This window comes from Bacillus silvicola, from assembly GCF_050524305.1.
GTDB lineage: Bacteria > Bacillota > Bacilli > Bacillales > Bacillaceae_G > Bacillus_A > Bacillus_A cereus_AT.
The window spans coordinates 1328371-1348201 of record NZ_JBNGVC010000013.1; the positions used below are offsets into that span (position 1 = coordinate 1328371).

Genomic DNA, 19831 nt, shown 5'->3' on the forward strand with positions numbered 1-19831 from the left:
GCATTTGCCAGCTTTTTTTTATGGTCTTGGAGCATAAGTTGCTTGTTGGGCAGGTAAATACGCAATTTCTCCTGGGAATTCTACATAATCTAAGTAAATCATTAGTAGCAAATAGCGCTTTCCAGATTTCGGTTCACTAATTACAATATGATCACGGCCAGCTGCCTCGATGATCCCTGTATAAGATTGTGTACCAAGCGAACTACCACGTTCATAAGTCATTACAACTGTAGCCGGCTTGCCTTTGTTTAAACGAAGGATGTTTTCAATATACGATTGCTCTAGTGGTAACATACCTTGAGAAACTGCAAGTTGAGCCTGAGCAGCTTGTTGTTGCATCGCTTGCTGCTGTTGCTGTTGCCCAGGAGTCATTTGTTGCGGTTGTACATAAGTTCCAGATGGTTGATAAAAACCTGTTCCGTAGTATGGGTTTTGTTGCTGTGCCATTCAAAAATCCCTCCTCATTTTCATTCCTTAATATACGCCAGGACAATCTTCACCAGATGGTTGAAAGAAGCAATGCTTTTTAAAACGTCCAGAATTTTGTTGGTCATACCAAGTTGGCGGGCAAGGACCTTCAGGTCTAAAGAACCATAAGGCAAAATTGGCGGGCCAAAAACGTTGTCCTTGAATGGTCCGTCTTGCTAATGCGATATCTTGCTCTCTCGCTCGCTGATAAAAATACCCTTTTTGAGTTGCCTCAAAACCACCAGGATTTTGATAAACCATTTGACGTAAATTACGTATTTTTTTAAAATCTAAACAATTTCCGCGGACACGATTTACCCCAACGTTTCCGACCATTAACATTCCTTGTTGCCCTTCTCCTTCGGCTTCAGCACGCATCAGTCTAGCTAATAACTTTACATCTTCTTCGTTATAAGCAATAACACCCATTATGTGTCACCTCTCTTTTTGGAATACCCTTTGGAAAGAGGTTTTTTCTAGATGAAGTGTGGAACAATTACTAGTTCATACGTATGAGAAAAAGGACTCGGATATGACAACCAAACGAAGTTTTACATTGAGAGAGGAAAATAAAAAAGCTAGCGTGTGCTAGCTTTTTATCATTAAAATATTTTGGACCATAAGTTTGAGAAGAAATCACCAACGGAACGCATTGTTAATACGAACCAATTTGCTTTTGCTACTTCTTCTGTCGTTTTTGCAGCAACTTTCATACTTTTAGTTCCATCTAAAAATCCGTATTTATCAGTTGGCTCTAAAACGATGGAACCAACCTTTGCATCTTTCTTAATAGGAGCAACTAAATGTCCATCTTCAGCGAGTGACTTATCCGCTTCAGTAGAAATTTTGTAAGGTGCTTTGCTACCTTTTGCAGTAACTACTGTCACTTCTTTTTCTGGTGTAACTGTTACGTAGTCTTCTTTCCCTTTTACTACAGAAATTTTGTTATTTTTATCTATTTTTAATTTCTGTTTTTCGAAGTTATTAAACCCATATTCAATTAATGCACGAGATTCTGTGAAACGCTCATCCATTGATTTTGTTTTAATAATAACTGAAATAAGGCGTAAATCACCACGTTTTGCTGTAATAGTGAATCCATATCCAGCAGTATCAGAACTTCCTGTTTTTAAACCATCTGCTCCTTCATAAGCGAAAGCAGCACCTGGTAACATCCAGTTCCAGTTTTCCATACGAATTGGTTTCGGATGATTATCTGGGAAGTTTCTAAATCTTTGTTTTGTATCCTCTAGCATTTCTGGATACTTTGTAATAATTGTTTTTGAAAGAATACCCATATCGCGAGCTGACATAGAGTTTTCTCCATTCGGATCAGTTCCTTCAGGATGTTTCCCTTTTAAATCAGCGTTATTCAACCCAGTAGCGTTTACAAATTTATATTTCTTTAACCCTAGTTTTTCTGCATGTTCATTTGCAAGATTTAAGAAGTTTTTCTCACTGCCTGCAAGTAATTCTGCTAAAGCAATACTAGATCCATTCGCAGAGAAGATAACGATAGAATGATATAATTCTCTTACAGTATATTGGCGTCCCTTTTCGAACGGTACGTTAGAGAATTCATTATTACGTGAAACTTCATAAGCGTAATCAGAAATGTTTACTTTCGTATCCCAAGTGATTTTTCCTTCTTTAATTGCTTCTAATACGGCATAAACAACAATTAATTTTGACATACTAGCGATAGCTAGTAATTCATCTGGATTTTGTTCATGCAGTATTTTTCCTGTATCTGCATCAAATAGAAGTGCAGCAGCTGCCTCTATATGTATTTTTTCTTCTGCATGGGATGTTGTTACTCCTAAGGAAGAAATTGACAATAGAAACGCTAGTAAAATAGACAAGATTTTCTTCATATACATTATCACCTTCGCATCGTTATTAGCATATAGCTCGTACCATTTTAGCATAAATTTGGATGTGAAAAGGTTACAATCTTACAAGAAATTTGAAAAGAATTTGTCGATTTTTGTTCAAATTTGCAGAGAAAAGAAGTTTTTTGAGAAGAAATATAGAGGATAATAAAAAAAGGAACGAAATTCGTTCCTTTTTCATTATTATATGTGTAAAAATTTCTCTACTTTTTCGTCTGGTAAAATGTTCCCAACGAAGAATGTACCGAATTCACCGTAACGAGCACTTACTTCATCGAAGCGCATTTCATATATAAGCTTCTTAAATTGAAGAACATCGTCAGCGAATAATGTTACGCCCCACTCGAAATCGTCGAATCCGACTGATCCTGAAATTACTTGGCGTACTTTCCCTGCGTATTGGCGACCGATTTTACTGTGACTGTACATCATTTTTTTACGTTCTTCCATAGGAAGCATGTACCAGTTGTCATTACCTTGGCGACGCTTATCCATTGGATAGAAGCAAATATGATTTGCTTTTGGTAACTCAGGATATAAGCGAGCTAAGATTTGTGGGTTTTGGTATGGATCTTCATCAGCTGGAAGGTAGTTGCTTAGTTCAACAACAGATACGTAAGAATATGCAGGAACTAAATATTCAGCTAATGTTGTTTTATTTAATTCTGTTTCGATTTCATTTAATTCTTCCATTGTTGGACGTAAGATCATCAGCATAATATCTGCTTTTTGACCAACAACTGTATACATTGCATGACTGCCTTTTTTTGCAGCAGCTACTTCGTTCCATTTTTCAACGACATTTAAAAATTCAGACACTGCTTGTCCGCGTTCGTCACTAGATAATGTTTTCCATGCTGCCCAATCAATAGAACGTAAATCATGTAAACAATACCAGCCATCTAACGTTGTTGTTGCTTCACTCATTCTATTCACCTCAGTTAATGATATTTTACACGTTAACTATAGCATATATAGTTTTAAAATCATCTATATAAAACCTTAGCGCGTAAAATTGTCACATTTATAGGGAATAGTAAAGAGGGCAGAGCCTTCTAAAATAAGGTGGATTTTATGGCTGAATTTTATGAAAATATAATCATTTTTATTTTATCTATTTTTTGGGAGCTATAAGTTTAAAATATAGAAGAAAAGCAGTATTCTTAAAGATAGAGTTTTTTTAACATATGTAGGAGGGTTTATTCGTGAGCAACTTATTTACAACAGTAAAAGAAAAAGTTCAAGGAAAAGGCATTTCTATCGTACTTCCTGAAGGAACTGATGAAAGAATTTTAGGCGCTGCAGAGCGTTTAGCAAAAGAAGAGTTAGTAAAACCAATTTTAGTTGGTAATAAAGAAGAAATTAGCGCAAAAGCTGCTAGCATGAATTTAACATTAGCAGGCGTTGATATTTATGACCCAGCTACATATGAAGAAATGGATGCAATGGTAGCATCTTTCGTTGAACGCCGTAAAGGTAAAGCAACAGAAGAAGATGCTCGCAAAATCCTTAAAGACGAAAACTACTTCGGTACAATGCTTGTATACATGGGCAAAGCACAAGGTTTAGTAAGTGGTGCAGCTCACTCTACAGCTGATACAGTTCGTCCAGCACTTCAAATTATTAAAACAAAACCAGGCGTTACAAAAACTTCAGGCGTATTCATCATGGTACGTGAAGAAGAGAAGTATGTATTCGCTGATTGCGCAATTAACATTGCACCAAACAGCCAAGATTTAGCTGAAATTGGTATCGAAAGTGCGAAAACTGCTGAACTATTCGGCATTGACCCACGCGTTGCTATGTTAAGCTTCTCTACAAAAGGTTCTGCGAAATCTCCAGAAACAGAAAAAGTTGTAGAAGCAACTCGCATTGCGAAAGAAATGGCTCCTGAATTAACTTTAGATGGAGAATTCCAATTCGATGCTGCATTCGTACCATCTGTAGCTGAGAAGAAAGCTCCAGGTTCTACAATTAAAGGTGATGCTAACGTATTCGTATTCCCAAGCCTAGAAGCTGGTAATATTGGCTACAAAATCGCTCAACGCTTAGGTAACTTCGAAGCAGTAGGACCAATCTTACAAGGTTTAAACATGCCTGTAAATGACCTATCTCGTGGATGTAACGAAGAAGAAGTGTACAAGTTAGCTTTAATTACGGCAGCTCAAGCACTTTAATTCTGTAATGAATTAGTATGAAAAAAGACCACCCTATTTCTTTTGAAATGGGTGGTCTTTTTTATTTTTCTAAACCAAGTGCTTTATTGTTGCGATCAATAATACGTTGTAAATTCGTCTCGTATAAAGGAATTTCATCTACTGTTAGTTGAGATGGTGTTAACTTTGGAGCGAATTGTTGCAGCGTTTTTAAAAGGCGCATCATTAAATCTTGTACTGTAATTGTTTCGCCAAGTAATTCAGAGAGTGAAGCCATCGTACTCGGTACAATTTCAGGGTACGTAAATCGCGTTTCTTCTCTTTGAATTGCTACGTTGTAGAAATCACGAACGAGTGCGGCACGCTCAGAACCGCTTCCTGTTGCACATAAGTAAATTTGTACAGCAACGCCACCGCGAATACGGCGCTGTGAAATACCAGCGAATTTTTGATTACGAATACTTAAATCATAGCTACCAGGACAGTAAGAACCAACAATTTCTTTTGCCTCGATAGTAACATCGTAATCTTTTAACATTTCCTTAATTAAATGCCACATCGTATCGTACCCAAGATCAATATCGATACCTTTTTCTGTTTCTTGGAATAAAAGTGATACGTTTAAAACACCTTCATCAAGTACGACGGCAAGTCCGCCAGAATTACGAACGATAACATTGAAGTTGTTTTCTTTTAAAAAGGAAATACCTTCTTCTAAATGTGGTAGGCGCGAATCTTGAATGCCAAGAACAATTGTATTGTGATGAACCCAAGAACGCATTGTTGCAGCGGAGTGACCTTTTCCGATGCTTGTGCATAAAGTGTCATCCATTGCGAATGACTGAAGTGCATGGAATGTTGGTCCTAAACTAGACTGATCCACAATACGCCACTCTGGCTGAGATAAAATCGAACGGGAATTGCTCATATAACTAACCCCTTATCTTTAAAATGACAATCTCTATTATAGCAAAAAATAAAAAAAGGAGTTTTACTGCCCACAAATAGCGGGATAAAGGGGGATTTTGAAGTGAAAGAATAAAAAGGATGCATTGCATGCATCCTTTTTATTCTGCAATTTTTTCTAAATTACCGTTTCGATCCATTCGGAAAGAGGTTTGGGGACGCTCCTCATCATCCATTACTGCCAATTTACGAGCTCGGTTCATAATATTCATAAGTGTTTCGTAATCTTCTTGTACAGTATGAGATTGTTGTTCTAATTTTTCTAGTTTCTTTTCTAGTTCTTCATTTCGCAAGATTTGCGCTTTAATTTCTTGTTTCAATCTCGTATTCTCGTTTTCAAGAGCTGTTATTTTTATATTTGAAGATCCAACTGTTTGTAAAAAGTAAATAACATCTTGCATTGTTATCGAGCTTTTTGGAGCAGGGACAGTCGGCTCTTGATATGGAATTGCTTCTTTATATTGAACAGCTGCTTCGTATGGTACTAGTTCTTCATAATCATCTACCGCTTCTGAAGCTGGTGGTGTATAAAGTAAGCGTTTTTTTGCCTGTTCGCCGCTCGCAGCACGCATTTTATCTTTACGATGTTTTTTTGCTAGTTGAAGAGCCTGCTCATAACTATAGCGAACGACAGCGTTCCAGCGGAAACCACAAGCAGCGGATGTGCGGTTTAACTGATCTCCTACTTCTTCAAATGCATTCAATTGAGTACTTCCTTCTCGAACATGGCGAAGCACCGTTTCAGCAAGTAATAAATCGTCCTCGTCTGTCCAAGCATCTTGTCTTACTTTCATAGATTCAACTCCCTTTCTTTTTATGAACTTCCTATTTTTATAATGGGCAAAAAAAAAAGCTTTTATACAAAGCTTTTAAAAATATGGTAGATTTCGATGAAGAGAAGAAATTTTTGCTATGAATGGTGGAAGCTTTTGAAGGAGAAAATATAAATAATATGTAGCCTTATATAGGAATAGAGCTATGTCCGGAGACTTGCAACAAGCTTCAAAGAGCGGTAAAATACCATTTAGTGTTTATTTTTAAATGTACTTGTGAAAAGTTTAAAATAGAGGAAGTGTTATATATAATGGGAAACGAATTTCGTGTGTGCGATGATTGTCAGGCGACGAACGTTAAAACGCTGATTCCGAAGTTAAAAAAAGTAGATTCATGTGCAACGATTGAGGTTGCATGTCAGTCTTACTGTGGCCCTGGTCGTAAAAAATCATTCGCGTTTGTAAATAATCGTCCAGTTGCGGCTCCAACAGAAGACGAATTAATTGTAAAAATTGAAGCAAAGTTAAATAAGTAAGAAAAAGAAGAGTGAATAGATTACTCTTCTTTTTTTATGTCCGTAAGATAGCGTTTTGTATGAATTCGTATTTCAAAATAATGGTTGACAGCCTTTTGAAGCGGTAGGTAAAATAGAAAGTGTCTGATTCTGAGAATCATTATCAGGAAAATATCAATTCATCTAATTTTTTTTATTACTATTTGAGAATAAATTTCATTTTATTAAATATATGTTGTTGGTTAGGATGGTTGAGGGATGGAAGCGAGCGCAAGGAGTATAGAACAGCAAGATGTGAATGTTAAAGAGATTAAGAGCAGACCGCTCGTTGCCTCTATTATTTTAATAGCAGGCACAATTTTGTTAGCTTTAAGCATGGCAGTTTCTATTTCGTTTGGTGCTGCAGATATTAGTTTAAAGACCGTTTGGCAAGCTGTATTTCAGTTTGATGGGTCTATAACGCATCATAACGTAATTCAAGAACTTCGCATGCCTAGGGCGATAGGGGGCGTAGTTGCAGGTGCCTTTTTAGCGGTATCAGGAGCCATTATGCAAGGGATGACACGGAATCCACTTGCATCACCATCGTTAATGGGGATTACAGATGGTGCTGTATTCGGGATTGCAATTATGTATGCATTCTTCCCTAATTCACCTTATTTAATGTTTGTTATCGCATCTTTTATTGGAGCTGCGTTTGGAGCAAGTATTGTATATGGTATTGGGTCTTCTTCACCGGGTGGATTAACACCTGTGAAATTAGCTTTAGCTGGAGCTGCAATTAGTGCTTTATTAGGGGCAATTTCATCTGGAATTGCATTGTACTTCAATCTTGCCCAAGAGGTGAGTATGTGGAATGCAGGCGGCGTTGCCGGAGTGAAATGGCAAAGTATTAATATGTTAGTACCGATTGGTCTTGTTTGTCTCATTATAGCAATTATGATGTCGAGATATATTACCATTTTAAGCTTTGGTGAAGAAATTGCGATTGGGCTAGGTCAAAATACTACATTAATTAAATTCATTGGAACAGTACTTGTTCTTGTATTAACGGGTTCTGCGGTTTCTATGGCAGGATCGGTTGGATTTGTTGGTCTTGTAATTCCACATATGACTCGTTTCCTTGTAGGCTCAGATTATAGATGGGTTATTCCATGTTCTGCGGTCTTAGGTGGATTGTTAATTGAATGTGCAGATATGTTATCTCGCGTTATTAATCCACCATTTGAAACGCCAATTGGAGCAATTACAGCGCTAATTGGAGTTCCATTCTTCCTCTACTTAGCACGTAACGAAGGGAGAGGGAAAATGTGAGGACGAGCGTCTTAACAAAAAAGAACGTTTCTATTTTAACGATTTTAGTAGGATTAATCGTTGCTGTATTTTTAGTAAGCTTAAATACAGGAACATTTAAAATACCACCAATGGATGTATTAAAGTCATTGGTTGGATTAGGTGCAGAAGATCAATCTGTTATTTTATTTGAATTTCGTATGCCACGTATGGTTATTGCTATATTAGTTGGTTCTGCACTAGCTATGTCAGGTGCAATTTTGCAAGGGTTATCACGAAACCCACTTGCTGATCCAGGTATTATCGGTATTAACGCTGGAGCGGGATTAACAGTTGTTGTATTCGTCTACTTTTTCTTCGGAAAAGTTGGAACAGGTACACTTTTATCTGTATTTATCCTTCCGTTCTTCGCACTAGTTGGGGCGATATTGGCAGCGGTTATTATTTATTTACTAGCATGGAAAGACGGTGTTTCATCAACTCGATTAATTCTTGTTGGTATCGCTGTTGCAGCTGGATTTGGTGCTGTTAGTTTAATTTTTTCTATGAAGATGACATCGAACGACTTCCGTTTTGCAACGATTTGGTTGGCAGGAAGTTTATGGGGAACAGATTGGAAGTTCGTACTAAGTGTACTCCCATGGATGATTATTTTCTTACCACTTGCCATTAGTAAAGCGCACATATTAAATGTAATGAATTTAGGCGACTCTACAGCAGTTGGCCTTGGTGTAAACGTAGAAAAGGAAAGACGTAAATTATTATTTATTGCAGTTTGTTTAGCGGGTGCATCTGTCGCTGTTGCGGGCGGCATTGGTTTTATCGGTTTAATGGCTCCGCATTTAGCGAGAAGCCTCGTTGGTGGTAAACATCAAATTATGTTACCAACAGCTGCATTAATAGGAACGTTCTTACTTTTATTTGCAGATGTAATTTCAAGAAGTGTGTTACCAACTTCAGAAATACCGGTCGGACTTGTTATTTCTGTAATTGGCGCACCATATTTCATATATTTACTTATGAGGACAAAATAAAGGGAGGCTTTTTGTATGGCAACTTTAGCGGTTGATGCGGTATCTGTTGGCTATAATGAAGGGTTAATTATAGATGGATTAACAGTTGAAATTCCGGAAGGGCAAATTACAACGATTATTGGACCAAATGGTTGTGGGAAATCTACATTATTAAAAGCGGCTTCTCGTATTTTGAAAGCAAAACGAGGTACTGTTTATCTTGATGGAAAAGCAATTGAGAAACAGCCAACGAAAGAAATCGCAAAGAAAATGGCGATTTTACCACAAACTGCAGAAGTGCCAACAGGCCTTACTGTGTTTGAACTTGTTTCATATGGACGTTTTCCTCATCAAAAAGGATTTGGAACATTGAAAGAAGAGGATTATCGCTACATTCATTGGGCACTTGAAGTGACGGGGATGACAGAATTCGCAAATCGTCCAGCAGAAGCCTTATCAGGTGGGCAGCGTCAACGTGTATGGATTGCGATGGCTCTTGCACAAGGAACAGATTTACTTGTGTTAGATGAACCAACAACATACTTAGATATGGCTCATCAACTTGAGGTATTAAACTTACTGAAGAAGTTAAACAAAGAAGAAGGCAGAACGATTGTGATGGTTATTCACGATTTAAATCATGCTTCTCGTTTCTCTGATCATATGATTGCATTAAAAGCAGGTAAGTTAATGAAACAAGGAACGCCAGATGAAGTTATGACGAGTGAAACACTTCGTAACGTATTTGAGATTGAAGCGCAAATCGTTCCATGTCCAGTAAACTGTAAACCAATTTGTTTAACATACGATTTAGCGATGATTAATAATCAATTGCGCAAAAAAGCATAATTAATAGAATTTCCCCCTCTTAAAGAGGTGAGAGGGGGGGGTTCTAATGGACGTTGAGCTTCTTACCCCTAGATGGGAAGTTGAACGCCCGTTAGAACGGGCTATAAACAACATTTAATAAATATATATTAATTAAATGTTGTTTTCGTTTCTTATAGTTACATGCAAATTATAAGAGAAATACAGCTAGAAGGAGTGGGAATATGAAGAATTTTAAAATGGCACTATTAGCAATGGTACTAGTTGTTACTTCTGTACTATTTGCAGCTTGTTCTAACAAAGAAGAAGAGAAGAAAGCAGATGCGAAGGTTGAAGAGCGCACTGTACAGCATGCAAAAGGGGAAATTAAAATTCCTGCAAATCCAAAGAAAATTGCTGACCTTAGTGGTTCAACAGAAGAATTATTAATTTTCGGTATGAAACCGATTATTACTGCAAATACAACACAAGAAAAAATTGATGGACATATTGCAAAGAAATTAGAAGGCGTGAAACCAGTAGGTTCTGCTTGGGGCGATAAAATTAACATCGAAGCAGTAGCTGCTGCAAAACCAGACTTAATTCTTGTAAACAATCGTCAAGAAAAGATTTATGATCAATTATCTAAAATTGCACCAACAGTTATGTTAAAAACTCCATTAGACCAATGGCGTCCAAAATTCGAAGAAGTAGGTCAAATCTTCGGTAAAGAGAAAGAAACAAAAGAATGGTTCAAACAGTATGATGAAAAAGCAAGCAAATTACATGACAAAATCATCGCTAAAACTGGTGATGCAACATTCATGAAAATGGCTGCATATCCAAATGCTTTCCGCGTATACGGTGACTACGGTTACGGTAGCGTAATCTTTAATGACTTAAAGTTACCAGCAGTTAAAGGTACACCAACTGATAAACCATTAGTACAAGTACAAAAAGAAGCTTTAATCGATTACAATCCAGATTACTTATTCGTATTTACAACTGGTGACGGTTCTCAGCGTCTAAAAGAATTCCAAGAAGAATCAATTTGGAAAAATATGAACGCTGTTAAAAACAATCACGTATTCACAATTAGCAATGAAGACCTAAACAAAGGATACTTCCCACTAGGTAAAGAAATGATCTTAGACGAAGTTGCTGAGTTTGTTTTAGGAAAATAATATATAAAGAAAAATCACTTTTACGTCGGTAAGAGTGATTTTTCTTTATATAACAGGAATTAATATAGTCTTTCATTTCTTTCTGTTTCTTATTTCGTTTATAATATAAAGTAAGAATGTAGTAAAGGAAGGGGGATGTCGGAAGGTGGTATATTTAAACGACAAACTCAGCGAAACAAAAGTGTTTAAAGACCCAGTACATAAATATGTGCACGTGCGTGATCGCGTTATTTGGGATTTAATCGGAACGAAAGAATTTCAACGCTTGCGCCGTATAAAGCAGCTTGGAACGACATTTTTTACATTTCACGGTGCAGAGCATAGTCGCTTTACTCATTCGTTAGGTGTATATGAAATTATTCGTCGTATGATTGATGATGTGTTTGATGGCAGACCGAACTGGAATGCTGAAGATAGATTATTATGTTTATGTGCGGCATTACTTCATGATGTCGGTCACGGCCCGTTTTCTCACTCGTTTGAAAAAGTATTTTCGTTAGATCATGAGAAATTTACCCAAAAGATTATCGTTGGTGATACGGAAATTAATCGTGTGTTAAGCCGTGTTGATAAGGATTTCCCGCAAAAGGTAGCAGATGTCATTGCGAAAACATCTACTAATAAATTAGCGATTAGTATGATTTCAAGCCAGATTGATGCTGATCGTATGGATTATTTATTAAGAGATGCATATTTTACTGGTGTAAAGTATGGGAACTTTGATATGGAGCGTATACTGCGTGTCATGCGCCCATACGGTAATCAAGTTGTCATTAAAAATAGTGGTATGCATGCTGTAGAGCATTATATTATGAGCCGTTATCAAATGTATTGGCAAGTATATTTTCATCCGGTAACACGTAGTGCAGAAGTAATTTTAACGAAGATTTTACACCGAGCTAAATCGTTGCATGAGAAGTATTATGCGTTTAAAAATCATCCTGTTCATTTCTATTCTTTATTTGAAGAAGAAGTAACAGTAGAGGATTATTTAAAGCTAGACGAGAACGTAATGTATTATTACTTCCAAGTATGGCAAGACGAAGAAGATCAAATTTTAAGTGATTTATGCCGCCGCTTTATGAACAGAAATCTATTTAAATATGTAGAGTTTACTGATAAGCACGGTTTAGATAATTGGATGGAATTAAGTAGCTTATTTAAAAAGATTGGACTCGATCCAGAGTATTATTTAGTTGTTGATTCAACATCAGACTTACCGTATGACTTTTATCGTGCAGGAGAAGAAGAAGAACGTCTACCAATCTTACTTCTTATGCCGAACGGGGAACTTAGAGAGCTTTCGCGTGAATCGGATATTGTTGAGGCGATTACAGGTAAGAAGCGAACGGATCAAAAACTATTCTATCCGCATGATTTAATCTATGAAGATGGAAGAAGAGGAAAATATAAAGAGAGAATTATCGAGTTGTTAGAGGGAAAGAAATAAGAAGCAGCTAAGAGCTGCTTCTTATGAAAAAATTTGAGATTATTTGTCGCTTAAGCGTTTTCCGCCAACTGCATAATGGTTTTTAGACATTTCTTCGATGAAAACAACGATGTTTTCTTCAGGAGCACCAGTTGTTTCGCTTACTGCTGCTGTTACTTTCTCAGCAAGAGCTTTCTTTTGTTCTTCTGTGCGTCCTTCTAGCATTTTCACTGTTACGTATGGCATGTACAATCGCTCCTTTTATGTAAGTTACACTCTTATTATAGCGGATTATGGGGAAGAACAATCGAAAAAACAAATAATTTCTTTTTTTGACATATTGAAGAGGAGTTGGAGTATGGATCAGTTATTTAGATATCCGTTGCAACAAATTCCATTGGTAGCAATGGCAATTATTATTGCATTATCTGTGCATGAATTTGCACATGCGTATGTTGCATATAAATTTGGAGACGATACAGCAAAAAAACAAGGACGTTTAACGTTATCACCGATGGCTCATTTAGATCCTATTGGTATGATTGCTGTATTAATTCTTGGATTCGGTTGGGCAAGACCAGTACCGGTTAACCCGTATAACTTTAAAAGACCGCGTCTTGCGGGAATATTAGTTTCTATAGCGGGACCGATAAGTAATCTTATCTTAAGTGCAATTGGTTTAATTATTTGGTATAGCTTAATAACATTTGGTGTATTAGATGCGATTCCACCTGCAGTAGCAGATACGCTGGGTCAATTCTTTCAGATTTTTATTATGCTTAATATTGTTTTACTTGTATTTAACTTATTACCAATCCCGCCACTTGATGGTTATCGCGTTGTGGAAGATTTAGCACCAGCAAATATTCGTGCGAAAATGACACAGTATGAAAAGTATGGAGCAATTGCGTTATTAATTCTTGTTATTACACCGCTTAGCAATTACACAATTCAACCTATTTTTAATGTTGTTATTCCATATGTATTAGTGTTTTTACAAAGTATCATTGCGCCTATTTTCGGGCTCCTATAATTATTAAGCGAGGAGGAATTTACATATGACAGAGAAAAAGAAAAAAATCGGTTTTAATATAGTGAAGAATGACTCAACAGATGGACATGGTGGTTTTGGTGTTGGGGCATTAAGCCTAGAAAATATTTCCCCTGTATTTGTTGATGTATTAGAGAAAACTGCGTTCGTTGATATCGGTGCGATGCATGCGCGTAGTACAGTAGAAAAAGGTATTAAATTTTTAACAAATAAAGATGAAGTTCCAAACGGAAAACCATTTTGGCTTGTTTGGGTAACGATTGAAAGAACACCAAACGGTGCATATTACGCAGGTGTAACTGCTTGTGAAATGACAGTTGATCGTGAAATTCGCCGCGGATATAAATCACTTCCAGAGCATGTAAACAAAATGGATAAATCACTAAAGCGTCACATCATGATCGATCATATGGATGAATCATCTAAAAAAGTACTTGGTACATTCTTAAAAGAGCATAATGAAGCAATTTGGAACGAATCTAGTGAAGAATTGCGCCGTGCATTATTAGGTGAATAAAAGAAAAGGATGTCCCGTAAGTCGAGTTTTTGACTAGGTGACATCCTTTTTATTTAGTGACTAGGACCATGGTATATGAAAATATATCAACGATTCGCCAAGGAATATCGATTTACCGACAATGAATGACAATAGCCTTCTTTCTTACCACGGGAGATATTTTTTCCACCAGCCCGTCTTTTTCTTCTCTTCACTAGCCTTGTCGAATTCTTCTTTATCATCAACGTGATCCATACAATACTCTGTTGGCTCTGTTCCTTTTGCGAAATACATTTTCACAGAAATGGGACAATTTTTTGTAGCAATCTTACCGTTTTCAGGGTTAACGTCGACAGCAACAACGTCTGTTGGTTGTTTGAAATCTTTTTTAGGCTGTCCATCTAATCCTTTTTCCATCGTATCGGTCCATATTTTTTTCGCGTATCCTTGTTCTGCTACGTTTGAAAGGGATTTAGGTTGATCATATCCAACCCATACACCAGTTACGAGCTGTGGGGTAAATCCAATCATCCAACTATCAGTTTCAGTAGAACCAGACTTTCCGGCATATGTTCTTGATAGCTTTGATAACATCGATTGCCCAGTTACAGCGGCATAGCTGCTTAGTTTTTTATTAAACATACCAGTCATCATCTCTTCCATCACAAACGCTTTGCTTTTATCGAGAACTTGTTTACTCTCCAAATGGGCATCGTATAACATGTTCCCTTCATGATCCATAATGCGGCGAATAAATATCGGTTTTATTTCTTTTCCACCATTTGCGAACATGCTATAAGCATTCACCATTTCAATCGGTTTTACAGGAGACGTACCGAGAGCTAGAGAAGGCACATCTTTTAATGCACTCGTAATTCCGAATTGCTTCGCAGTTTTTGCGAGAGTGTCATCCCCTAAAAACAAATTCGTTTTCACGGCATATATGTTATCAGAGACTGCGAGAGCTTGTGCCATAGTTACGAAATCATCTGCATAATAATCTTTATAGTTTTTCGGTTTATACTTTGAAACGCCGTCACCTAAAGTGAATACAGTGTATTCGCTTTTTAAGCGCGTAGCAGGGGTGAATCCCCGTTCCAAAGCTGCGTAATATAGAAATGGCTTAAATGTAGAACCGGGCTGACGAACGGCTTGTGTAGCCCGGTTAAATTGACTCGTATTATAATCAGTTCCTCCAACAAGGGCAGCCACTTCACCCGTTTTCGGATTCATAGAGACGAGAGCAGTTTGTATGTTTGTTGTGTCAGGAATATGATTTTTTACAGCTTGCTCTGCTACAGATTGTAATTTAGGGTCTAGCGTTGTATAAATACGCAAGCCACCCCGCTGTAAGGCTTGCTCATCTAATCCGATATCACGAAGAAGAGAAGCTTGTACAGCATCTTGGAAATAAGGTGCAATTTCTGCAACTTTTTTCGTATCCAATGAGGCAAAAGTAAGTGTTTCTTTTTTTGCTGAGGCAGCTTGCTGTTTTGTAATATAACCTTGCTCTACCATTTCATCTAGTATGAGAGACTGACGTCCTTTAGCACGCTCTTCTTTAAAAAAGGGAGAATAGGAGCTAGGTCCTTTCGGAATACCTGCGAGCATACTAGCCTCTGCTAATGTTAATTCTTTTGCAGTTTTATCAAAATACAGGCGAGAAGCAGCTTCGATTCCGTAAGCACCATGCCCGTAATAAATTGTATTTAAATATCCTTCTAAAATATGACTTTTATTGTAGTTTACTTCAAGACGAACGGTATACATTGCTTCTAATAGTTTACGTTTCCACGTTTTATCATGATCTAAGTATAGGTTACGAGCATACTGTTGTGTAATAGTACTAGCACCTTGTACTTTTGCCATTGCTTTTAAATCGGCAACAATGGCACCAACAATGCGCTTCATATCAAAGCCATGATGTTTGTAGAATCGTTGATCTTCAATAGATAGTGTCGCCTCTTTTACATAAGGAGAAATTTCATCAAGAGATACATTATAGCGTTTTTGCATTTCATTACTCTGCCCTATAACAGTGTCATCATTAGCGTAAAAGACACTCGTTTGCGGAACCGCAACAGGTGGAGGTCCCATAATTTTTGCAGCTATAATGATAATGAAAAAGGAAAAAACGAAAAAAAGAATACAAGAAAACATTACGGTGAAGAAAAGACGTTTATATTTTTTAAGTTTTGGATTCATAGTTTGATCCATCTTTTTCAGCCCCTCATTAATACAAGCATTATTGTATTAGTATTGAGGGTTTTTGTTTATTTTAAACAATGAAATTTCCAAAATAAAAAGAGCCCCTTCATTTAAGAAAGGAGCTCAAAAGCACGTGCTGGCCAATCAGTAATAATGACGTCTACGCCATAATCAATCATAGTTTGTAAATCTTTATATTCATTAATGGTGTAAGGGCGAAAAATGTATCCTTGCCCCTGTGCTAATTGGACAAACTCTTTCGTTAATAATTGAAAGTTTGGATGTAATCCAGTTGCCTCACGTTTTTTTGCTTCAGCAATTGGATCTGCAAGTGGTGTATCGTACAAAATCGCCCTTGGAATTTCTGGCGCAATTTCTGCTAATAATGAAACGGAATCATGGTTAAATGATGAAAATACAATTTGATTGGATAGATGATATTCACGAACAAGGGCAACGACCTTTTCTTCAATATTTGGATAGTGAATAACATCTGTTTTCAATTCAATGTTAAGTTGTAAATTTGTTGTAGAGAGCCAAATAAATACTTCTCGTAAAGTTGGGACTTTCGCCTCATGGAAAGAAGGGTCTTTATGGCTACCGGCATTTAAAGCTTGTAATTCTTCTACAGTTTTTTCAGAAACAAGTCCTATGCCATTTGTTGTACGATCGATGGTTTCGTCGTGAATTACGACAAGTTCACCATCTTTTGATAAATGGACATCAAGTTCAATTCCATGAGCACCAATGCGTTCGGCTTCTTGAAAGGCAATCATCGTATTCTCTGGATGTGTCCCTTTTACCCCGCGGTGAGCGAAAATAAGTGGTTTATTCATGTGAAAATCTCCTTATCATCTCTTTTTCTTCATTATGAAACTGCCTTGGGGAAAATACAATTGAATAGGACAAACATTTACAAAAGTCTAACAGTTGCATAAAAGTTAACGTTAACGTAAAATGTAATAATCAAGTGAAGGGAGGAATAAACATGTATAAAATCGATGAAGTAACAAGGCAAGTTGGTTTAACAAAGCGTACACTTCGTTATTATGAGGAAATTGGTTTAATTCATCCCCCAGAACGCAGCGAGGGGAATATTCGTCTGTATACAGATGAGGACATTGCAAGAATTAAAAAGATTGTGGAAGCGAAAGAAGTGTTAGGAATTACGCTTCAAGAAATGCAACATTTCTTATCGTTAAAAGAAAGAATGGAACAAAGAAGAAATAGTGAAAATCCTCGTGACCGTGAAGTTATTCATGAGATTAAAGAGATGCTTGAAAAACAAGTGCAAACGTTAGACGAGAAGATGGAGCAAATGCAGCGTGTGAAGGCGGAGCTAGAGGATAGTTTAAGCCGAGCGGTCACATTTTTAGAGAATACAAAAGGAGAATGAGCAAAATGGAGAGTAAACAAAAATTAGGGAGATTGATTACAGTGGTGGCTACCTTCCTTGCCTTTTCAGGTATAGGAGTGGTCGACCCAATTTTACCAAGTATTGCTGAACAAATTGGTGCTTCGCATTGGCAAGTCGAGATGTTATTTACAGCTTATATTTTAACGATGGCAATTATGATGTTACCAGCTGGAATATTTGCATCAAGATTTGGTGATAAACGAATGATGACGATCGGTCTTGCGATTGTAACTGTATTTGCATTTATATGTGGTATATCGCAAACGATTGCTCAATTATCTCTTTTCCGCGCTGGATGGGGATTAGGAAATGCGATGTTTTTTGCTACAGCAATGACATTATTAATTGCATTAAGTAAAGAAGTTCATGAAGCAGTAGGATTATATGAAGCAGCCATTGGTTTAGGAATGGCAGGTGGACCACTATTAGGCGGGATATTAGGTGGCTATTCTTGGCGTTACCCATTTTTTGCGACGAGTATTTTAATTTCTTTAGCATTTATTTTAGTTTTCTTTTTTGTAAAAGAACCGGAGCGAAAAGTGAAGCGTAAAGCGGCAGGCGTAGGGGAATTACTTAACCTGGTGAAGTATAAACCGTTTATGCAAGGTGCAATTTCGGGAATGTTATACTACTACGGATTTTTCGTCGTGTTAGCATATTCACCACTGATTATGCATTTATCTGCTATTCAATTAGGATTTGTATTTTGCGGATGGGGATTAGCATTAGCTTACGGATCAGCAATTTTAGCGCATAAGCTAGAAGGTAAATATGAACCAAAAACATTGTTAAAAGGTAGTTTACTCGTATTTGCGATTTTCTTAATTGCACTATTCTTCGTTAAAATCATGTGGTTACAAATCGTGTTAATCGTTCTATCAGGATTAGCATCAGGATTAAATAACGCGTTATTTACAAGTTATGTAATGGATATTTCACCTTATGAAAGATCTGTTACATCAGGTGTTTATAACTTCGTTCGTTGGTTAGGAGGCGCGATTGCTCCAATTTTATCAGGAGTCATCGGTCATACAGTTTCACCACAAAGTCCGTTTTTAGTCGGTGGAATTGTTGTGTTAGTTGGTTGCGTAATAATCTTAATTCCGATTCGTAAACCGGTAGAAATAGAGACAAAAACCCTTTCTTAAGAAAGGGTTTTCTTTCCTGTTACAGAGCAAACCCTTTTCGCATATATGTTAGAACCCTCTGACTAAAATATATTTTCGGTATTTTTGTACTTTTAACTATACTTTTTGGATGTTTTGTTTTATTTTTGTTAGGGGACATTAATGATGTCCCTATTATAAATTTGCATTGAAAGGCGTGATTGTACGATGGAACTATGGTTCACTGAAAAACAAACAAAGCATTTTGGGATTACGGCGCGTATTAACCGCACATTACATACGGAGCAAACAGAATTCCAAAAACTTGATATGGTTGAAACGGAAGAGTTCGGAAACATGCTTATTTTAGATGGCATGGTTATGACAACAGAAAAGGACGAGTTCGTTTATCATGAAATGGTAGCGCACGTACCTTTATTTACACATCCAAACCCTGAAAACGTATTAGTTGTAGGCGGTGGCGATGGCGGTGTTATTCGTGAAGTGTTAAAACACCCAAGCGTAAAGAAAGCAACTCTTGTTGAAATCGATGGAAAAGTAATTGAGTACTCTAAACAATACTTACCATCAATTGCAGGCGCATTAGATAATGAGCGTGTAGAAGTAAAAGTAGGAGACGGTTTCCTACACATCGCAGAAAGCGAAAATGAATATGACGTAATTATGGTAGATTCTACTGAGCCAGTAGGCCCAGCAGTAAACCTATTTACAAAAGGCTTCTACGCTGGAATCTCTAAAGCGTTAAAAGAAGATGGTATTTTCGTTGCACAAACGGACAACCCTTGGTTCACACCAGAACTAATTACAACTGTGTTTAAAGACGTAAAAGAGATCTTCCCAATTACTCGTTTATACACGGCAAACATTCCAACTTACCCAAGTGGGCTTTGGACATTCACAATCGGATCTAAAAAACATGATCCATTAGAAGTAAGTGAAGAGCGTTTCCACGAAATTGAAACGAAATATTACACAAAAGAATTGCACAATGCAGCATTCGCATTACCGAAATTTGTTGGCGATTTAATTAAGTAAG

21 protein-coding genes are annotated in these 19831 nt (G+C 37.0%); 12 read left to right on the forward strand and 9 right to left on the reverse strand.

Translation table 11 applies throughout. The annotated features are described in order from the left end of the window. Positions 1–18: 18 nt before the first annotated feature. The 4 genes from gerQ to hemQ all read right to left on the reverse strand — a co-directional run bounded on the left by gerQ (position 19) and on the right by hemQ (position 3287). Entirely contained in the window at positions 19–447 is a 429-nt protein-coding gene (gene gerQ / locus ACP6L7_RS28985; protein WP_097831426.1) for a spore coat protein GerQ, read from the reverse strand. Positions 448–474: 27 nt separating this feature from the next. After that, positions 475–897 carry a cell wall hydrolase CwlJ gene (gene cwlJ, locus ACP6L7_RS28990; RefSeq protein WP_002198736.1) on the reverse strand — a complete coding sequence of 141 codons (423 nt, stop codon included), beginning with the start codon at positions 895–897 and terminating at the stop codon, positions 475–477. Positions 898–1070: 173 nt separating this feature from the next. Continuing rightward, positions 1071–2348: a serine hydrolase gene (locus ACP6L7_RS28995; protein ID WP_141533524.1), complete on the reverse strand. Its 1278-nt coding sequence runs from the start codon at positions 2346–2348 to the stop codon at positions 1071–1073. Positions 2349–2543: 195 nt separating this feature from the next. Further along, positions 2544–3287, reverse strand: coding sequence for a hydrogen peroxide-dependent heme synthase (hemQ, locus tag ACP6L7_RS29000; protein WP_097831428.1), 744 nt, complete (start codon positions 3285–3287; stop codon positions 2544–2546). 278 nt (positions 3288–3565) lie between these two features. On the opposite strand from hemQ, the gene pta reads away from it, so the two are divergent. Further along, entirely contained in the window at positions 3566–4537 is a 972-nt protein-coding gene (gene pta, locus ACP6L7_RS29005; RefSeq protein ID WP_000067219.1) for a phosphate acetyltransferase, read from the forward strand. A gap of 61 nt (positions 4538–4598) precedes the next feature. On the opposite strand, the gene lipL is transcribed toward pta, so the two are convergent. Together lipL and ACP6L7_RS29015 are read right to left on the reverse strand one after the other, a co-directional pair. Further along, the gene (gene lipL / locus ACP6L7_RS29010) at positions 4599–5444 is read right to left on the reverse strand and encodes an octanoyl-[GcvH]:protein N-octanoyltransferase (protein WP_097831429.1); all 846 of its coding nucleotides are present in this window, start codon (positions 5442–5444) and stop codon (positions 4599–4601) included. Positions 5445–5583: 139 nt separating this feature from the next. Then, positions 5584–6276, reverse strand: a complete 693-nt coding sequence (locus ACP6L7_RS29015; protein ID WP_097831430.1) for an RsfA family transcriptional regulator — start codon at positions 6274–6276, stop codon at positions 5584–5586. Positions 6277–6566: 290 nt separating this feature from the next. Between ACP6L7_RS29015 and ACP6L7_RS29020 the strand changes: the two genes are divergently transcribed. The 6 genes from ACP6L7_RS29020 (at position 6567) to ACP6L7_RS29045 (ending at position 12517) form a co-directional block, all read left to right on the forward strand. Then, positions 6567–6791 carry a YuzB family protein gene (locus ACP6L7_RS29020; RefSeq protein ID WP_000526075.1) on the forward strand — a complete coding sequence of 75 codons (225 nt, stop codon included), beginning with the start codon at positions 6567–6569 and terminating at the stop codon, positions 6789–6791. A 237-nt stretch (positions 6792–7028) separates the two neighbouring features. Continuing rightward, the gene (locus tag ACP6L7_RS29025; RefSeq protein ID WP_000388282.1) at positions 7029–8084 is read left to right on the forward strand and encodes a FecCD family ABC transporter permease; all 1056 of its coding nucleotides are present in this window, start codon (positions 7029–7031) and stop codon (positions 8082–8084) included. Continuing rightward, on the forward strand, positions 8081–9097 hold the full coding sequence (locus ACP6L7_RS29030) for a FecCD family ABC transporter permease (RefSeq protein WP_097831431.1): 1017 nt from the start codon (positions 8081–8083) through the stop codon (positions 9095–9097). The genes ACP6L7_RS29025 and ACP6L7_RS29030 overlap by 4 nt, the downstream gene beginning before the upstream one ends. A 15-nt stretch (positions 9098–9112) precedes the next feature. Next, positions 9113–9925 (forward strand): ABC transporter ATP-binding protein, encoded by an 813-nt coding sequence (locus ACP6L7_RS29035; RefSeq protein WP_097831432.1) that lies wholly within the window; start codon positions 9113–9115, stop codon positions 9923–9925. 203 nt (positions 9926–10128) lie between these two features. Further along, positions 10129–11067 carry an ABC transporter substrate-binding protein gene (locus ACP6L7_RS29040; protein ID WP_002113112.1) on the forward strand — a complete coding sequence of 313 codons (939 nt, stop codon included), beginning with the start codon at positions 10129–10131 and terminating at the stop codon, positions 11065–11067. 145 nt (positions 11068–11212) lie between these two features. Next, positions 11213–12517 (forward strand): HD domain-containing protein, encoded by a 1305-nt coding sequence (locus ACP6L7_RS29045; protein WP_000262736.1) that lies wholly within the window; start codon positions 11213–11215, stop codon positions 12515–12517. 39 nt (positions 12518–12556) lie between these two features. Here ACP6L7_RS29045 and thmT read toward each other — a convergent pair whose 3' ends face one another. After that, entirely contained in the window at positions 12557–12742 is a 186-nt protein-coding gene (gene thmT, locus ACP6L7_RS29050) for a 2-hydroxymuconate tautomerase (protein WP_001147171.1), read from the reverse strand. Positions 12743–12854: 112 nt separating this feature from the next. On the opposite strand from thmT, the gene ACP6L7_RS29055 reads away from it, so the two are divergent. Then, positions 12855–13529, forward strand: coding sequence for a site-2 protease family protein (locus ACP6L7_RS29055; protein WP_070145628.1), 675 nt, complete (start codon positions 12855–12857; stop codon positions 13527–13529). Between the two features lie 25 nt (positions 13530–13554). Continuing rightward, positions 13555–14064, forward strand: coding sequence for a YwhD family protein (locus tag ACP6L7_RS29060; RefSeq protein WP_002113108.1), 510 nt, complete (start codon positions 13555–13557; stop codon positions 14062–14064). A gap of 144 nt (positions 14065–14208) precedes the next feature. Here ACP6L7_RS29060 and ACP6L7_RS29065 read toward each other — a convergent pair whose 3' ends face one another. Together ACP6L7_RS29065 and ACP6L7_RS29070 are read right to left on the reverse strand one after the other, a co-directional pair. Next, entirely contained in the window at positions 14209–16260 is a 2052-nt protein-coding gene (locus ACP6L7_RS29065; RefSeq protein ID WP_097831433.1) for a transglycosylase domain-containing protein, read from the reverse strand. A gap of 101 nt (positions 16261–16361) precedes the next feature. Continuing rightward, positions 16362–17087, reverse strand: coding sequence for a glycerophosphodiester phosphodiesterase (locus tag ACP6L7_RS29070; RefSeq protein WP_097831434.1), 726 nt, complete (start codon positions 17085–17087; stop codon positions 16362–16364). Positions 17088–17239: 152 nt separating this feature from the next. On the opposite strand from ACP6L7_RS29070, the gene ACP6L7_RS29075 reads away from it, so the two are divergent. The 3 genes from ACP6L7_RS29075 to speE all read left to right on the forward strand — a co-directional run bounded on the left by ACP6L7_RS29075 (position 17240) and on the right by speE (position 19830). Continuing rightward, positions 17240–17647, forward strand: coding sequence for a MerR family transcriptional regulator (locus ACP6L7_RS29075; RefSeq protein WP_097831435.1), 408 nt, complete (start codon positions 17240–17242; stop codon positions 17645–17647). A gap of 5 nt (positions 17648–17652) precedes the next feature. Continuing rightward, positions 17653–18816 (forward strand): MFS transporter, encoded by a 1164-nt coding sequence (locus ACP6L7_RS29080; protein WP_097831436.1) that lies wholly within the window; start codon positions 17653–17655, stop codon positions 18814–18816. Positions 18817–19002: 186 nt separating this feature from the next. Further along, complete coding sequence (gene speE, locus ACP6L7_RS29085; protein WP_000424696.1) at positions 19003–19830, forward strand: polyamine aminopropyltransferase; 828 nt, start codon at positions 19003–19005, stop codon at positions 19828–19830. The last annotated feature ends 1 nt before the right edge of the window (position 19831 follow it).

Coding starts and splice junctions, on each gene's coding strand:
- ACP6L7_RS29040 (WP_002113112.1), top strand. CDS start 10,129: ATGAAGAATTTTAAAATGGCACTATTAGCAATGGTACTAGTTGTTACT.
- gerQ (WP_097831426.1), bottom strand. CDS start 447: ATGGCACAGCAACAAAACCCATACTACGGAACAGGTTTTTATCAACCA.
- ACP6L7_RS29060 (WP_002113108.1), top strand. CDS start 13,555: ATGACAGAGAAAAAGAAAAAAATCGGTTTTAATATAGTGAAGAATGAC.
- ACP6L7_RS28995 (WP_141533524.1), bottom strand. CDS start 2,348: ATGTATATGAAGAAAATCTTGTCTATTTTACTAGCGTTTCTATTGTCA.
- ACP6L7_RS29055 (WP_070145628.1), top strand. CDS start 12,855: ATGGATCAGTTATTTAGATATCCGTTGCAACAAATTCCATTGGTAGCA.
- hemQ (WP_097831428.1), bottom strand. CDS start 3,287: ATGAGTGAAGCAACAACAACGTTAGATGGCTGGTATTGTTTACATGAT.
- ACP6L7_RS29075 (WP_097831435.1), top strand. CDS start 17,240: ATGTATAAAATCGATGAAGTAACAAGGCAAGTTGGTTTAACAAAGCGT.
- cwlJ (WP_002198736.1), bottom strand. CDS start 897: ATGGGTGTTATTGCTTATAACGAAGAAGATGTAAAGTTATTAGCTAGA.
- lipL (WP_097831429.1), bottom strand. CDS start 5,444: ATGAGCAATTCCCGTTCGATTTTATCTCAGCCAGAGTGGCGTATTGTG.
- ACP6L7_RS29020 (WP_000526075.1), top strand. CDS start 6,567: ATGGGAAACGAATTTCGTGTGTGCGATGATTGTCAGGCGACGAACGTT.
- thmT (WP_001147171.1), bottom strand. CDS start 12,742: ATGCCATACGTAACAGTGAAAATGCTAGAAGGACGCACAGAAGAACAA.
- ACP6L7_RS29025 (WP_000388282.1), top strand. CDS start 7,029: ATGGAAGCGAGCGCAAGGAGTATAGAACAGCAAGATGTGAATGTTAAA.
- ACP6L7_RS29070 (WP_097831434.1), bottom strand. CDS start 17,087: ATGAATAAACCACTTATTTTCGCTCACCGCGGGGTAAAAGGGACACAT.
- ACP6L7_RS29080 (WP_097831436.1), top strand. CDS start 17,653: ATGGAGAGTAAACAAAAATTAGGGAGATTGATTACAGTGGTGGCTACC.
- ACP6L7_RS29015 (WP_097831430.1), bottom strand. CDS start 6,276: ATGAAAGTAAGACAAGATGCTTGGACAGACGAGGACGATTTATTACTT.
- ACP6L7_RS29065 (WP_097831433.1), bottom strand. CDS start 16,260: ATGGATCAAACTATGAATCCAAAACTTAAAAAATATAAACGTCTTTTC.
- speE (WP_000424696.1), top strand. CDS start 19,003: ATGGAACTATGGTTCACTGAAAAACAAACAAAGCATTTTGGGATTACG.
- ACP6L7_RS29035 (WP_097831432.1), top strand. CDS start 9,113: ATGGCAACTTTAGCGGTTGATGCGGTATCTGTTGGCTATAATGAAGGG.